The organism is Clostridium sp. (genome assembly GCF_018372875.1).
Classification (GTDB): Bacteria; Bacillota; Clostridia; order Clostridiales; family Clostridiaceae; genus Clostridium.
In genome coordinates this window covers 1-16,188 of sequence record NZ_JAHAIF010000016.1, presented here as the reverse complement: position 1 = coordinate 16,188, position 16,188 = coordinate 1, and the positions used below count along the sequence as shown (strand labels likewise).

13 protein-coding genes and 1 other annotated feature are annotated in these 16,188 nt (G+C 31.0%); of the genes, 12 read left to right on the top strand and 1 reads right to left on the bottom strand.

Annotated features, from left to right (window positions below; genetic code table 11):
• Positions 1 to 27 precede the first annotated feature (27 nt).
• From nrdD to KIB46_RS07060, 7 genes are all read left to right on the top strand, one after another.
• Positions 28 to 2,139, top strand: a complete 2,112-nt coding sequence (nrdD, locus tag KIB46_RS07090; protein WP_291671285.1) for an anaerobic ribonucleoside-triphosphate reductase — start codon at positions 28 to 30, stop codon at positions 2,137 to 2,139.
• Positions 2,140 to 2,422: 283 nt separating this feature from the next.
• Complete coding sequence (nifV, locus tag KIB46_RS07085) at positions 2,423 to 3,586, top strand: homocitrate synthase (protein WP_291671284.1); 1,164 nt, start codon at positions 2,423 to 2,425, stop codon at positions 3,584 to 3,586.
• A gap of 29 nt (positions 3,587 to 3,615) precedes the next feature.
• A complete protein-coding gene (locus KIB46_RS07080; protein ID WP_291671283.1) occupies positions 3,616 to 5,538 on the top strand; it encodes an aconitate hydratase in 1,923 nt (640 codons plus the stop codon).
• A gap of 217 nt (positions 5,539 to 5,755) precedes the next feature.
• Positions 5,756 to 7,006: an NAD(P)-dependent oxidoreductase gene (locus KIB46_RS07075; protein WP_291671282.1), complete on the top strand. Its 1,251-nt coding sequence runs from the start codon at positions 5,756 to 5,758 to the stop codon at positions 7,004 to 7,006.
• Between the two features lie 103 nt (positions 7,007 to 7,109).
• Entirely contained in the window at positions 7,110 to 8,411 is a 1,302-nt protein-coding gene (locus KIB46_RS07070) for an ATP-binding protein (protein ID WP_291671281.1), read from the top strand.
• A 65-nt stretch (positions 8,412 to 8,476) separates the two neighbouring features.
• The gene (nrdG, locus tag KIB46_RS07065) at positions 8,477 to 8,983 is read left to right on the top strand and encodes an anaerobic ribonucleoside-triphosphate reductase activating protein (protein ID WP_156562773.1); all 507 of its coding nucleotides are present in this window, start codon (positions 8,477 to 8,479) and stop codon (positions 8,981 to 8,983) included.
• 34 nt (positions 8,984 to 9,017) lie between these two features.
• Complete coding sequence (locus KIB46_RS07060; protein WP_156562774.1) at positions 9,018 to 9,551, top strand: carbohydrate-binding protein; 534 nt, start codon at positions 9,018 to 9,020, stop codon at positions 9,549 to 9,551.
• A gap of 97 nt (positions 9,552 to 9,648) precedes the next feature.
• Here KIB46_RS07060 and asnS read toward each other — a convergent pair whose 3' ends face one another.
• Positions 9,649 to 11,043: an asparagine--tRNA ligase gene (asnS, locus tag KIB46_RS07055; protein ID WP_291671280.1), complete on the bottom strand. Its 1,395-nt coding sequence runs from the start codon at positions 11,041 to 11,043 to the stop codon at positions 9,649 to 9,651.
• 63 nt (positions 11,044 to 11,106) lie between these two features.
• Positions 11,107 to 11,345 (bottom strand) — a binding site (T-box leader).
• 181 nt (positions 11,346 to 11,526) lie between these two features.
• Between asnS and KIB46_RS07050 the strand changes: the two genes are divergently transcribed.
• The 5 genes from KIB46_RS07050 to KIB46_RS07030 all read left to right on the top strand — a co-directional run bounded on the left by KIB46_RS07050 (position 11,527) and on the right by KIB46_RS07030 (position 16,084).
• Positions 11,527 to 11,856 (top strand): cytochrome b5 domain-containing protein, encoded by a 330-nt coding sequence (locus KIB46_RS07050; RefSeq protein WP_363290361.1) that lies wholly within the window; start codon positions 11,527 to 11,529, stop codon positions 11,854 to 11,856.
• A gap of 99 nt (positions 11,857 to 11,955) precedes the next feature.
• A complete protein-coding gene (locus KIB46_RS07045) occupies positions 11,956 to 12,939 on the top strand; it encodes a DUF4178 domain-containing protein (RefSeq protein ID WP_291671279.1) in 984 nt (327 codons plus the stop codon).
• Between the two features lie 16 nt (positions 12,940 to 12,955).
• Positions 12,956 to 14,080, top strand: coding sequence for a DUF4178 domain-containing protein (locus tag KIB46_RS07040; protein WP_291671278.1), 1,125 nt, complete (start codon positions 12,956 to 12,958; stop codon positions 14,078 to 14,080).
• A gap of 15 nt (positions 14,081 to 14,095) precedes the next feature.
• Positions 14,096 to 14,518 carry a DUF350 domain-containing protein gene (locus KIB46_RS07035; RefSeq protein ID WP_156562785.1) on the top strand — a complete coding sequence of 141 codons (423 nt, stop codon included), beginning with the start codon at positions 14,096 to 14,098 and terminating at the stop codon, positions 14,516 to 14,518.
• A gap of 39 nt (positions 14,519 to 14,557) precedes the next feature.
• Positions 14,558 to 16,084, top strand: a complete 1,527-nt coding sequence (locus KIB46_RS07030) for a polyamine aminopropyltransferase (RefSeq protein ID WP_156562788.1) — start codon at positions 14,558 to 14,560, stop codon at positions 16,082 to 16,084.
• The last annotated feature ends 104 nt before the right edge of the window (positions 16,085 to 16,188 follow it).

Genomic DNA, 16,188 nt, shown 5'->3' with positions numbered 1-16,188 from the left:
ATATATTGTATGGAAGGGGAGCTATTAATGCTATATGTAGTTAAAAGAGATGGTAGAACAGTTGAGTTTAATATCGATAAGATATCTAACGCTATAAAGAAGGCAGCTACTGAAGAGGGGGTAAGCCTAAAGACTAGTCAGGTCTTTGACTGTGTGCAAAAGGTTATAAATTACATAGAAATGACAGAGAAAGAAAATATATCTGTAGAAGAAATTCAAAATTTAGTTGAAAAGGCATTAAGAGATAGCGGACATGAAAACATTGCTATATCGTATTCAACTTATAGAAAAGAGAGAACAAAGATTAGAGAAATTAAGTCTGATTTAATGAAAGCAATTCAACAGATAGGGTACGAAACAGATAGAGATAATGCTAATGTGGGAAATAATTTTAGTTCTAAACTTTTAAGAATAGCATCTGAATCAAATAAATGGCATACATTAGCTAGTATGCCTAAGAAATTAGCAAAGGCTCATGAAACAGGAGATTTATATTATCATGATTTAGATAGTTATAATTTAACTACAAATTGTCTTCATATTCCTACTCGAGAGGTGTTAGAAAAAGGTTTTAACACAGGATATGGAACAATAAATTCACCTAAAAGAATAGAGACAGCAGCAGAATTATCATGTATACTTCTACAATCAACACAAAATGACATGTTTGGAGGTCAATCTCATCCGGATTTTGATAATGATTTAGGTATATTTGTTGAACCAACAAGAAAAGAAATAAAAGAGGAATTAAAAGAATTAGGAGTTTCAAGCGAAAGAATAGAAGGTATACTAGAAAAAAAGGTAGCAGAAAGAATACATCAAGCAATGCAAGGTGTAGTTTTTAACTTAAATACTATGCACTCTAGAGCTGGTTCTCAAGTTCCATTTAGTTCTGTTAATATAGGTATTCCTAACAGTGATGATGCAGCTTTAGTTTGTAAAATATTTTTAGAAGAATATGAAAAGGGATTAGGAAAGGGTGAGCAGCCTATATTCCCTAATATTATATTTAGAGTAAAAGAGGGGGTTAATAGAGAAGAGGGAGATCCATATTACTATTTATATAAATTAGCTTGCAGAGTAGCAGCTAAAAGGATGAATCCTACTTTTATGAATATTGATGCTGATTTTAATAAGGAATATTATGATAAGGGATATATGCCAGCTACTATGGGATGTAGAACATATCTAATGAAAAATATTAATGGGGAACCAGGATGTAAAGGAAGAGGAAATATAGCTCCAACAACAATAAACTTACCTAGAATAGGGCTTCAAGCAAAAGGTGATATTGATAAATTCTTTAAATTATTTCAAGAGAGAATTGATTTAGCTGAAGAAGCATTAATGCATAGGTATGGAATATTAAGGAGGCTAAGAGTTAAAGATTTACCTTTTGTTGCAGGACAGCATCTAATGAAAGGTTCAGAAGGGCTTAATGAAGAAGATTCTATAGAACCAATATTAAAACAAGGAACTTGGGGAATTGGATTTATAGGTTTAGCAGAGACTTTAGTAGCTTTAACAGGAAAGCATCATGGGGAAGATCCAGCTTCAAGGGAACTTGGTGAAAAAATAATTACATTCCTTAGAAGTAATATAGATAGGTTAACTGAAAAAACTCATCTTAACTGGAGTTGTTATGCTACACCAGCAGAAGGTCTTTCGGGAAAGTTTATAAAACAAGACCAAAAGATGTTTGGTATTTTGAAGGGAATTACAGATAAAGAATATTATACAAATAGTTATCATATACCTGTTGGTTTTCCAATATCAATTAAAGATAAAGTTGATATTGAAGCACCTTACCACAAGCTTTGTAATGGAGGCCATATCAGCTATATAGAGGTAGATGATAATCCTACAGGAGATACAATAAAAGATATAATTGATTATGCATATAAAAATACTAACATAAGTTATCTTGGTATTAATTTTCATATAAGATATTGCAAAGATTGTGGAGAAACTTTGCATAACCACGAGTGTTTATGCCCTAAATGTGGAGGTAATGACATACAAGGAATTTCAAGAGTAACAGGATATCTAAGCTTAGATGAAAGATTCGGATCTGGAAAATCACATGAAAGAGATGACAGAATAACCCATACAGAATCACACGGGTCAACATATAAGTAGAAAAAGGATGCAATTAAGTTGCATCCTTTTTGTATATGATGCAATTTTTATAATTAATCTTGCAATAATTAGTAGTATTTTAGTGATAATATAAAAATATATATAGAATATTGAATTGGAATTGTATAAAACTTGCAAAAATCTTTGGCTTTCTATTGTTAATAATAAATTGGTATGATAGAATAAAATGGTAAAATAGTAAATTGTTATATCTGATAATTTTTTGGGGCTTTATATAGATAATCGAATGGATATAACAAAGAAATAAGAAAAGGGGGATATTATGCCAGTAAAAGATTTAAAAAATGGAAGACAAATTTATGTGGTAGATACAACTCTTAGAGATGGAGAGCAAACTGCCGGTGTTGTATTTGCTAATGAAGAAAAGTTAGCAATAGCAACAATGTTAAGTGATTTAGGAGTAGACCAATTAGAAGTAGGAATACCAACTATGGGTGGAGATGAAAAAAACGCAATTAAATCCATAGTAAAGAGAAATCTAAAAAGCAGTATAATGGCTTGGAATAGAGCTGTCATATCTGATATACAAGAGTCTATAGATTGCGGAGTAGATGCTGTAGCTATATCAATATCAGTTTCAGATATTCATATTAAGAATAAGTTAAAGACATCAAGAGAATGGGTACTAGAAAATATGGTTAAGTCTGTAGAATATGCTAAGAAGAATGGTTTATATGTATCTGTTAATGGTGAAGATGCATCAAGAGCTGATAGAGAGTTTTTAATTAAGTTCATGAAGGCTGCAAAGGAAGTTGGTGCAGATAGATTTAGGTATTGTGACACAGTTGGTGTAATGGGACCATTCCAAATAGAAGAGGAAATTAAATGTCTGCATGACAATACTAAACTAGATATTGAGATGCATACTCATAATGATTTTGGTATGGCAACTGCAAATGCCATAGCGGGATTAAGAGGTGGCGCTAACTATGTAGGAGTAACAGTTAATGGATTAGGGGAGAGAGCAGGAAATGCTGCCCTTGAAGAGGTAGTTATGGCATTAAAGTTTGTTTATGACTGCGATGTGGACATGGATACTACAATGTTTAGGGAAATTTCCGAATATGTTTCTAAGGCATCAGGTAGAGAGTTACCTATTTGGAAGGCTATAGTAGGAACAAATATGTTTGCTCATGAATCAGGTATTCATGCAGATGGAGCAATAAAGAATCCTAAAAATTATGAAGCTTTTGATCCGAGTGTAGTTGGTCTTGAAAGGCAAATAGTAATAGGAAAGCATTCAGGTAAGGCAGCTATTGTAAATAAGTTTAAAGAATATAATATAGAACTTTCTAATGAAGAAGCTTCAGTTATATTAGAAATGGTTAGATCAACTTCTGTTAGATTAAAGAGAAGTTTATTTGATAAAGAGATTGTTGGGTTATATAAAGAATATAAAAGGCAATTAGCAGAAAAAGCTAACTAAATCGCAATAAGCACTAAGGGGGAATGAAGATGGGCGATAATTTAGTATATAAAATATTAAAAAGCCATATTGTTGAAGGTGAATTAAAGGCAGGAGAACCAATAGCAATTAAAATAGATCAAACTTTAACTCAAGATTCAACAGGAACAATGGCATATTTACAACTAGAAGCAATGGGGATTGATAGAGTAAAAACTAAAAGGTCAGTAGCATTTGTAGATCATAATATGTTACAACAAGGATTTGAAAATGCTGATGATCACAAGTTTATACAAACAGTAGCTTCAAAATATGGTGTGTATTTTTCTAAGCCAGGTAATGGAATATGTCATCAAGTATTTTTAGAAAGATTTTCAACACCATCAGAGACGTTAATTGGATCTGACAGCCATACTCCAACAGCAGGTGGAGTTGGTATGCTAGCTATGGGGGCTGGTGGATTAGATGTTGCTTTAGCTATGGGGGGAGGAGCTTATAATATAAATACTCCTAAAGTAGTTAAGGTTAACCTGGAAGGTAAATTAAATAAGATGGTAGCATCTAAGGATATAATATTAGAAGTATTAAGAAAGTTAACTGTAAAAGGTGGTGTTGGAAAGGTATTTGAATATGCTGGTGAAGGTGTTAAGTCACTATCAGTTCCACAAAGAGCTACTATAACAAATATGGGAGCTGAATTAGGAGCAACAACTTCTATTTTCCCAAGTGATGAAAGAACTTTAGAGTTTTTTAAGGCTCAGGGAAGAGAAGAAGATTGGATAGAATTCAAACCTGATGCGGATGCATTATATGACGATGAAATAACTATAAATTTAGATGAATTAGTGCCACTAGCTGCAGGTCCTCATAGTCCAGATAATGTTAAGGAAGTAAAAGAGTTTGGAAAGATAAAAGTGGACCAAGTAGCAATTGGTAGCTGCACAAATTCCTCATATGAAGATCTAATGAAGGTTGCTAAAATACTAAAGGGAAGAAAGGTTAATCCTAATGTAAGTTTGGTAATAGCGCCTGGATCAAGACAAGTTATGGAGATGATAGCTAGAAATGGAGCATTAGCTGATATTATTAGTGCAGGTGCAAGAATATTAGAAAACTCTTGTGGACCTTGCATAGGTATGGGACAAGCACCATCAACAAATGCAGTTTCTTTAAGAACTTTTAATAGAAACTTCTATGGTAGAAGTGGAACCCTATCTGCTAAGATATTTCTAGTAAGTCCTGAAACAGCGGCAGTATCTGCAATAACAGGAGTTTTAACAGATCCAACTGAATTAGATGTAGATTTGACAATAGATATGCCTGAAAGATTTTTAATAGATGATTCAATGATATTAGCGCCTGCACCAACAAATGCAGAGGTTGATGTTGTAAGAGGACCGAATATAAAACCATTTCCAGTAAATAAGCAATTAGGGGATAGTGTTGAAGGTAAGGTGTTAATAAAGGTTGAGGATAATATAACAACAGATCATATAATGCCTTCAAATGCAAAACTTCTTCCATTTAGATCTAATATTCCATATCTTTCAGAATTCTGTTTTAATACAGTAGATACAGAGTTCCCTAAGAGAGCTAAGGAATATAATGGTGGTTTCATAATTGCAGGTGATAACTATGGACAAGGTTCTTCTAGAGAACATGCTGCATTAGCACCACTATACCTTGGGGTAAAGGCTGTAATTGCTAAATCATTTGCTAGAATTCATAAAGCTAACTTGATTAATAATGGTATAATTCCTATGGAATTTAAAGAAGAAAGAGATTATTATAACATAGATTTAGTTGATGATTTAGTTATTGATAATATAAAGCACTCTTTAGAGGTTGGAACTATTAAGGTTAAAAACGTTACTAAGGGAACAGAATTCGAAGTTACAGTTAATTTAACAGAAAAAGAAATTGATGTAATTAATGTAGGCGGAAGGCTTAATTACGTAAAAAATAATATTTAGTATAATTTTTAAGGACCATTGATATAATCCCACTTAAGTAGACAGATGAAATAATTAAATTCATCTATCTATGGAGGTGGGATTTTTTATATAATTAACGGAGAAACAAGCTCAACTGGAAGCAGAAAGAGGAAGAAAAAGATAAATTAAAAAAATAATACTTCTTGTTTTTACTTGTAATATTATATATGATGAAATAACAAACTATTAGATAAGAGTGAAGAGAGGTACAAGAGAAATGTTATATTTAGATGAGGCAAATAGATGCTTGTCTTGCAAGAATCCAAGATGTAAGCAACATTGTCCTATAAGCACACCAATTCCAGAAGTAATAGGGCTTTATAAGGAAGGGAAGTTAAAGGAAGCAGGAGAAGTTCTATTTAAAAATAATCCATTATCTTTAGTATGTTCAATAGTATGTCCTCATGAAGATCAGTGTAGAGGATATTGTATAAAAGGTATTAAAGATGAACCGGTAAGATTTCATGATATAGAAACAGAGATTTCTACTAAATATTTAGAAGAAATGGAGATAAAAAATACTCCTAAGACAAAAGATAGAGTTGCTATAGTTGGTGGAGGTCCTGCTGGAATAACAATAGCATTTATACTTTCGCAAAAAGGATATAAAGTAACTTTATTTGATGCTCATGAAAAGATTGGTGGAGTTTTAAGGTATGGAATTCCTGAATATAGATTGCCCAATAAAATGATAGATAAAATTGAAGAGAGACTTTTAGATTCAGGTGTTGTAATAAGACCCAATACTTTAATTGGTCCTGTTATAACTATTGATAAACTATTTAGTGATGGATATAAAGCTATATTTATTGGGACAGGAGTATGGAACCCAAAAACTTTAAATATAAAAGGTGAAACATTAGGAAATGTTCATTATGCAATAGATTATTTAAAGTCTCCTAATGTATATAGGTTAGGAAAAAGAGTAGCTGTAATAGGGGCAGGAAATGTAGCTATGGATGCTGCTAGAGTTGCCAAAAGAAATGGTGCTGATGAAGTATATATCCTTTATAGAAAAGGTGAAGAGGATATGCCAGCAACAGGTGATGAAATAAGAGAAGCTAAAGAAGATGATATTAAGTTTAAACATTTTGTAGCTCCTTTAGAAATAACTGAAGAAGGAGTTAAATTAGTTAGAACTGAAAATATTAAAGGTGAAGATGGAAGAGTGCAAACTAAGATATTGGAAGATGAAGAGGAATTTTTTGAGTGTGACTCTACAATAATAGCTGTAAGTCAAGCTCCTAAGAATAATATAGTTTCTCATACAGAACGCTTAGAAACAAATAAATGGGGACTATTAGTAACTGATGAACAAGGACATACAACTAGGGATGGTGTATTTGGATCAGGAGATGTAGTAACTGGAGCTAAAACTGTTGTTGAAGCTGTAGCAAATGCAAAAATTGTTGCTAACGCTATAGAAGAGTATTGTACAAAAAACTAGTTTTATAAAAGATTAGAAGGAATTCTACGTATGTAAGATTTCCTTCTTTTTTTGTTGTGATAAAATAGAATTATATACAAAATATAGAAGGATGGGGCTAAAAATGAATAAGGAAGAAATTATTAAATTAAATTTAAATTCTCTTTGTGTGTATAAGGGGTTATTTGAAGAGAAAGTTGGGGATAAATTTAGAAAGCTTGTTGATAAGTTGTGCCATAACTCTAAGATTGAGGAGTGTGTAAAGGCATATAATGAATTTACATTTGAGTTATTTAAGGTTAATAGAATATTATCATTTAAGGAAGTTATAATAGATGAAATGCTATTAAGCTCAAACCCATTTAATCAATCTTTAAGTGATTTTGGAGAGATACCTAGTTTTACTGAAGAGGGCATATTTAATGAATTAAACTTGTTATGTGAAATAGCAAATGTTACTAGCCATGATATTAAGAGTATATTGTTAAATAAATTTAATTCAGTAAATACTATAAATTCCCTTATAGGATGGAATTTAAATGAAGATAAGTACATAGCAAAAACAGAAATGGATATAGAAAGATTAAAGTATATTCTGATGTGTGAAAATAATTGGGGCAATAAAATAGATAAGATAAAGAATTTTCATATAAAGAATGGAACAGGAAGAAGCACAGCTTATAAAGCCTTTGTTTGGGAAAGATTTAATGATGATAATGAAGGGCACTTAAGAGAAGTTTTAGAGCCTGATCCAATAAATATATCTGATTTAATAGGTTATGAAACTCAAAAGAAGGAAATAATAGATAATACAAAGAGTTTTTTGAAGGGTCTTCCTGCCAATAATTTATTATTATATGGAGCAAGAGGAACAGGAAAATCATCCACAGTAAAAGCTGTACTTAACGAATTTTATATGGATGGATTAAGGTTAATAGAAGTTGATAAAGATCAATTAAGAGATTTTACTAGAATCATTAGATTGTTAAAAGATAAGAAGCAAAAATTTATTATTTTTGTTGATGATTTAGTTTTTGATGAAAATGAAGATAGTTACTCTGCTTTAAAGACAATATTAGAAGGAAGAGTGGAAAATAAACCTGATAATATAATAATTTATGCTACAACTAATAGAAGACATTTAATTGTTGAAAAGTTCGCGGATAGGGAAGAGATAAACTCAAAGGATACGATGGAAGAAAAGTTATCTCTATCAGACAGGTTTGGTATTACCATTAGTTTCTTTACTCCTGATCAAAAAGAGTTTTTAAAGATTATAGATGGTTTAGTAGAACTTAGAGGGTTAGATGTAGATAAGGAATATGTTCATAGAGAAGCCCTAAAGTGGGAAAAGTGGCATAATGGTAGGTCACCAAGATCTGCTACACAATTTATAGATTGGCTAGAAGGGTATTTATATAAATAGATATTGTATGATTATAATTGGTGATATAATATATGTAGAAATATCTATAGAGAGAAGGGGTTTCAGTGGGCAATACCATAAGATTAGCTGGGATAGCATATGAAAGTTTGGTAAATGGACCTGGAATGAGGAGAGTATTCTTTTCCCAAGGATGTAAGCATAATTGTAAGGGATGTTTCAATCCTGATACCCATAGTTTTGATGGTGGAGAAGAAAAAGACATGGATGAATTAATAAAGGATGTTCTAAGTAATCCAATGATAAAAGGTGTTACATTTAGTGGTGGGGATCCTTTTGAAAGAGCACAAGAATTTGCATATATGGGTGAAGCTTTTAAGAAGAGTGGTCTAAATATATGGAGCTATACAGGATATACCTATGAGTTCATAGTAAGTCATTTTAATGAAAAACCTGAATGGAAAAGGTTAATTAATACTTTAGATGTACTAGTTGATGGAGAATTTCAGCAAGATAAAAAAGAGGAAGGGTTATTGTTTAAGGGGTCTTCAAATCAAAGAATTATAGATGTTAAAGAGAGCTTAAAGAGAAATCAGGTAGTAATTTGGGAATGATAAAGGAATAGTACTAGAGAGGAGAGAGTGGTCGATGAAAAAGAAAGTAATAAGTATGATGCTAGTGGGATTATCATTAGCATTAGTAGGATGTGGGGATAAAAGTACACTTACAGAAGATAAGGTAAATATATCTGCGGATAAAGAAGTAAGTGAAGATGGAAATTATGTAGTTGTAGTAGAATTATGTGAGGGAGTAAAATCTGTAGACTATACACTAACAGAAAATGGTCAGTTAGTATCTTCTAAAGAGGATGTTGATGAAGGGTTAAAAGAAAACATAATGTCAAACAAGGTAAAGGGTGAGTATGAATATGTACTTACAGTTAAAGACGATGAAGGAAATACTGTTACAAAGGAATTAGCTGTTAAGGTAGATGATAGTTTAGCTGCATCAGCTGCTTTGTCAGATAGTAGTATAGTTGAATGGTCTGGAGATTCTGTAGAATATAGTGAAGGTGACAATGTAAAGTATAACGATAAGAGGTATAAGTGTTTGCAAGGTCATACTTCACAGGAAGATTGGACTCCAATGAGTGCAGCGAGCCTTTGGAAAGAAGTTAAGTAATAAATTTATTAACACCTGTTGATTGGTTATTAACAGGTGTTTTTATATTACATGTGGATAAAAATAAAAAAGGTGCAAAATTGCACCCTTTAATATATTAGAAATCAGATTGTCCTGTAGTTCTAGGGAATGGTATAACGTCTCTTATATTGCTCATACCAGTGATGTACATTATTAGTCTTTCAAATCCAAGACCAAAACCAGCGTGTTTAGTTTCTCCGTATTTTCTAAGTTCTAAATACCACCAGTAATCTTCTTCTTTAAGACCTAATTCAGCCATTCTGCTTTTTAATACATCAAGTCTTTCTTCTCTTTGACTTCCTCCAATGATTTCACCTATTCCAGGAACTAAACAGTCAGTTGCTGCAACAGTTTTTCCATCATCATTTAATCTCATATAGAATGCTTTAATGTCCTTAGGGTAATCAGTAACGAATACTGGCTTCTTAAAGTATTCTTCAGTTAAATATCTTTCATGTTCAGTTTGAAGGTCTATACCCCATTCTACGTCATATTCAAAAGCTTTACCGCAGTTCTTTAATATTTCAACAGCTTCTGTATAAGTAACTTTACCGAAATCTGAAGAAACTACATGGTTAAGTCTTTCTAATAATCCCTTATCAACAAATTGATTGAAGAATGCCATTTCTTCTGGACATTCATCCATAACATACTTGATTACATACTTTAACATATCTTCTGCAAGTTCCATATCATCTTGTAAATCTGCAAAAGCTATTTCAGGTTCTACCATCCAGAATTCAGCAGCATGTCTTGCTGTGTTTGAATTTTCAGCTCTAAATGTAGGACCAAAAGTATAAACATTTCTAAATGCAAGTGCAAAAGTTTCAGCATTTAATTGTCCTGAAACTGTAAGGTTAGTTTCTTTACCAAAGAAATCTTCCCTAAAGTCTATAGCACCTTCTTCAGTTTTTGGGATGTTGTGTAAGTCAAGAGTAGTTACTCTAAACATTTCACCAGCACCTTCACAGTCACTACCTGTTAATATTGGAGTATTAGTGTAAACAAAGCCTTGTTCTTGGAAGAACTTATGAATAGCATAAGCCGCAACTGAACGAACTCTAAATACTGCTGAAAAAGCGTTACTTCTTGGTCTTAAGTGAGCTATTGTTCTTAAATACTCAAAAGTGTGTCTTTTCTTTTGTAGTGGGTAATCAGAGTCTGATAAACCTTCAATAATAACTTCCTTTGCTTGAATTTCAAATGGTTGTTTAGCTTCAGGAGTTTCAACTAGAGTACCTATAACTGTTATTGATGAACTAATAGGTAACTTAGAAACTTCTTTAAAGTTTTCTAGTTTGTTATCAAAAACTACTTGAATGTTTTTGAAGAATGACCCATCGTTAACTTCTATAAAACCAAAAGCATTTGAAGCTCTTAAAGTTCTAATCCATCCTGAAATTGTAATGTCTTTTGATAAATATTCACTTGTGTTTCTGTAAAGTGATTTTACTAATGTTGATTTATTCATTTCATACCTCCTGTTAATATTAATAGTTATTTTATCCTAAAAATAAAAAAACTTTCATCCTATTATCAGGACGAAAGTAAAATTCGCGGTACCACCTAATTTGCTATAAATAGCCACCTTAATAGACACTATATAATGTCTTCCAACGGTAACGTGTTGGCTACGTCTAAGTCTACTTGTTATAAAACTTTCGGTTAGAAACTCAGAGATGTTCTTCATCATTAGGCTTCGTATAAGGCTTACACCATCCCTTATTCGCTAAGACTACTTCCTAAGATTACTCTTCTCGTCACAGTTAATAAAATATAATAACTAGATTTTACAATACTTTTCTAACAAATGCAACTTATCTATCATACATTATTATAGATTATGATTTTGGAGGAATATATGAACCAAGAAAAATTGTTATTAAAGAAGTTTAATAGACTAAATTACTTAAAGGGGGTATTAGTGTCCAGAAGTTAAGAGGACAGAGAAGCTATAATAGAAGAAATAAAAGATATTATAGATGACATTGAGTTAATTATTAAGGATTCTAATGAATCTGAAAATAATGAAGAAGTAACTGGATATAGATCAGGTAAAGAATTTACCCTAGAAGAGCTAGAAGGGTTTGATGGAAAGAATGGTAATAGTGCATATGTAGCTGTGGATGGAACTATATATGATGTTACTGAAAGTTCTTTTTGGAGGAGTGGTAATCATTTTGGAGTGCAAGCCGGAAAGGATTTAACAGAGCAATTCTATTCATGTCATTCCAATAATTTAGAGTCTATGAGAGGTATAAAGGTAGTTGGCATACTTAAGTAATAACTAGAGTATAAAAAGAGTAGTGAACAAAGATTGGATTCATTACTCTTTTTTGTATGCTTATTGTTCTTTGTGGTAAAATATAGGAGGGTGAGTGAGGTGTTCTTTAGGACTAATTCTAAGTTAAAAATTGATGATGATAATTATAGAGTTATTGGGGTAACGACATTTTCTAATATGAATACTAAAGAAAAGTGGGCAGAATATATATTGGAAGATTTAAATAATAATAAAGTATGTTGGCTAGAAGTAAATGAGGATTATAGAGAATACATATTATTTCAAAATAGAGAGTTTTTTAGGGAAATTGATCCTAATGAATTATTTAGTAATAATTTTATTGTATATAGTTCAGGAACTGCAGAAGTAGTGATTAATACAGGACTTTCTAATAGGAGTAATGGAGATGAAATAAAGTATAGAAGGTTTCAAAATGAATTTATAGGAAAGGTTATAGAATATAAAGAATGGAATGATGAAGAAGAATATTCAATAGGGGAATTTATAAATGAAAATAGAATAAGTGCATCAACTAATAGTGTAAAAGCAGATTTTGATGGGTTAAAAGATGAAGATGGAATGTATGATAATATATATGAATTAAATGTTGTAGAAAACTCTGATGAAGAAAGATTTAGAAAAACTTCATATTCTATCTTTACTATTTGCCTAGTACTTATTTTAGTATTCTTAGGAATCAAATTTATTGGAGTAACGAAGGGAGATACCCTTGATAACGTGGTTAGATTTGATGAAAATTTTACCTATAAAACATCTTTGAGTGATGGTAATAACTTAGCTAATGTATATAGGTCATCAGAGACATTAGAAAGAACAAAAAATATAATATTAAATAATGCCAGTGTAAACTATAAAACCAAAGACATAGAAACTGGCACTATAGTACTTATGAATGATAAAGAAATTTGTATTATTTACACTAGTACATTAGGAGAAGTATTAATACAGATAAGCAGTAGTGAATATGATGCTAATACTGGAGTTTATGATGCTACTGAAGAGGTGAAAAAAATATATATAAAAAGTTTTGGTTTATATAATTCAAATAAATTAAGTTTTTAGTTTTTGGGGGTAAAAAATGAACTTTGATATTAATTCTAAAATAAAGATTGAGGGAATCTTATATTCAGTATTAGGAAAAATATCATTTATAAATTATGCTGATAATTATAAATGGACAGAGTATAAAGTAATATGTGTTAATACAAAAGACATAAATTGGCTAAGTGTTGACGAAACTTATGATGAATATGCACTATATACTGAAAAAAATAGTTCTAGGGGATTTAGTGATGATGAAATACTGAAAAAGGGATATAAAGAGGCTGATTATGGCACAGCTGAGGTAACTTATGTGGAAGGAGTAGCTGACACACAGGTTGGAGATAAGGTAAGTTATAGGGAGTTTGAGGATATAACAGAAGAAAAAATTATTTCTATTGAAGATTGGGATGGAGATAAGGAGTATTCAACAGGATATTATTTAGATAAAGATGAGATTGCTAGAGAATACACAACAACATATGATGGAGATGGCTATACTAATGGTACAGATTTTTCAGATAAGTTAAGAAATAATAAGTCATCAATTTTTTTGGTTGGAGCTGTAGTTTTTTTTATACTTATATCTTTGGGAGGTCTTTTTGCATTAATGAGAGGAAGTGATTCGAAAAAAATATTAGAATATTTAAAGACAAGTGTTAACTATGAATATAGCACTTCTATAACATCAGAAGTTGAAAGTGATGAGAGGGCTGATGTTTATAAAACAAGCTTCACTGTAGACAGTGCATCAAAAGATATAATAGATGGAATAGAAGGGGATGTAGAGGATGTTCAGGAGAATACAGAGGATGGTACTGTGGCAATATTAACTAAAGATGAATATTGCTTAGTCTATTTTAGTGAATCTAATGAAACATTAGTTCAAGTAAGCTCAAGGTTATATTCTTATACAACCAGTAATGCTCCATATAGAGCAAGGCATAGTTCTGCAGCTTATTATAGAAGATATTATTATTCCAGAGGATACAATACAGATAGGACAAGGTATAATAAAAAGACAACAAGTTATGAAAACTATGATGATGGAACAATTAATCCAAATACTAATGATAAATATAAAAATTATTCAGAGAGTGTAAGGCAAAGTAGCACAAGTTCTAGACCTACGTCAGGTGGGGGAACAAGTTCAGGAAAGTAAAAAGGGGGATATATAATGCAAGATATTTTAATAACAATTTTTTATTCATGTATAGGTATAGTCTTAATGACATTAGGAACTTTTTTGGTAGATTTAGTAATACCATGTGATTTTCCTGTAGAGATAAAGAAAAGAAACTTAGCAGTAGGATATATTATGGCAGGGGCATCTATTGCAGTTGGAATAATATTAAGGGCAGCTGTAATGTCTCCAAGTATATCTAATACGACACAAACATTTCTAGAGGGGATAGGAAGTACAGTGTTATATTTCTTTATAGGAATTATATTTTGTATTATTGGGTATTTGTTTATGAAGGTATTCAATAAAAAGTATGATTTAAATAAGGAGATAGGTGAGGGGAATCCTGCTGCAGGAATAATGGTTATGGGAATGTTTATAGGATTAGCATTATTAATTAGTGGAGTAATATATTAAGTGTGATAAAATCACACTTTTTATTTGTTGGTGATTTAAATGGAAGAGGATAAGAAATTTAATTATAAGATACTGATGATGACAACATTGATAATATCAGGTTGTTCTATAATATATGAAGTTTTAATTAGTTCAGTAAGTTCATATTTAGTTGGAGATAGCATTAAGCAATTTTCAATAACTATTGGATTATATATGTGTGCAATGGGAGTGGGCTCATACTTATCTAAGTTTATTAGAAAGCACTTGTTTGATTGGTTTGTGCTTGTGGAGTTAGGCGTTGGGATATTTGGAGGAATAAGTTCATTGATACTATTTTTATCTAATGTATATATAGAATCTTATGAACTTGTTATGTATATACAAATTATATTAATAGGAACTCTTGTAGGCCTAGAAATACCTTTACTAACTAGGATAATTGAGGATAATACAAAGAATTTAAGAGTAACATTATCAAGTATATTTAGTTTTGATTATATTGGAGGATTAATAGGTTCCATAGCTTTTCCATTAGTTCTTTTACCTAAGTTTGGATACTTTGCCACAGCATTTTTAACAGGAACATTAAATATAGTAATTTCAATTATTATAATTTTTAAGTACAAAAATTATATAAAGAATATTAATTTATTCAAGATAAGCGCTGCATTAGCTTTATTATTAATGCTTTTAGGTACAATCTTTTCTGAGAATATAGCGAATAATATAGAAAGTAAGCTATACAGGGATAGAATAATATTAAAAGAGCAAACACCTTATCAGAATATAGTAGTTACTAAACATAAGGATGACTTAAGATTATTTATTAATGGAAATATTCAATTTTCAAGTTCTGATGAATATAGGTATCATGAAAGTTTAGTTCATGTTCCTATGTCTGTATCAAATAACAAGAATAATATATTGATTCTTGGTGGTGGTGATGGGCTTGCTGTTAGGGAAGTACTTAAATATGAAGATGTTGAAAATATAACACTAGTTGATTTAGATGAAGATATGGTTGAATTATGTAGAACTAATAAGAACATAGTAGATATAAACAAGGGTGCATTAACTAGTAGTAAATTAAATATTGTATACAATGATGCATTTAAATATCTTCAGGACAGTAATGAATTATTTGATGTAATATTAATAGATCTGCCAGACCCTAATGATGAAAATTTAAATAAGCTTTATACTAATGTTTTTTATAGACTTGTTGGAAGCCATCTAAATGATGGTGGGATAATATCTGTACAGTCAACTAGTCCATATTATGCTAAAAAAGCTTTTTGGTGTATTAATAAGACCTTAGAGGAAGAGGATTTTTATGTTTTACCATATCATGTTCAAGTACCATCATTTGGTGATTGGGGATTTCAATTAGCATCCAAAAAGCCTATAGATATAGATAATATAAATGTTGATGTAGAAACTAAATTTTTAAACAATGAAACTTTTAATAAACTTTTTTCTTTTAGCGAAGATGAGAAAGTTGATAAAGACAAGTTGTTAAGTAATACGCTTTCAAGACCTAAATTAATAGAGTATTACTTAGAAGCAGTTAATAATTGGAGATAAAAAGTAAGGGGCTGTCGCACTAAATAATTAGTGCGTAGCTCTTTTTTTGTAAAAAAAATAAATCCCAAACTCTACGAGTTTAGGATTTATGATAAAATATTCTT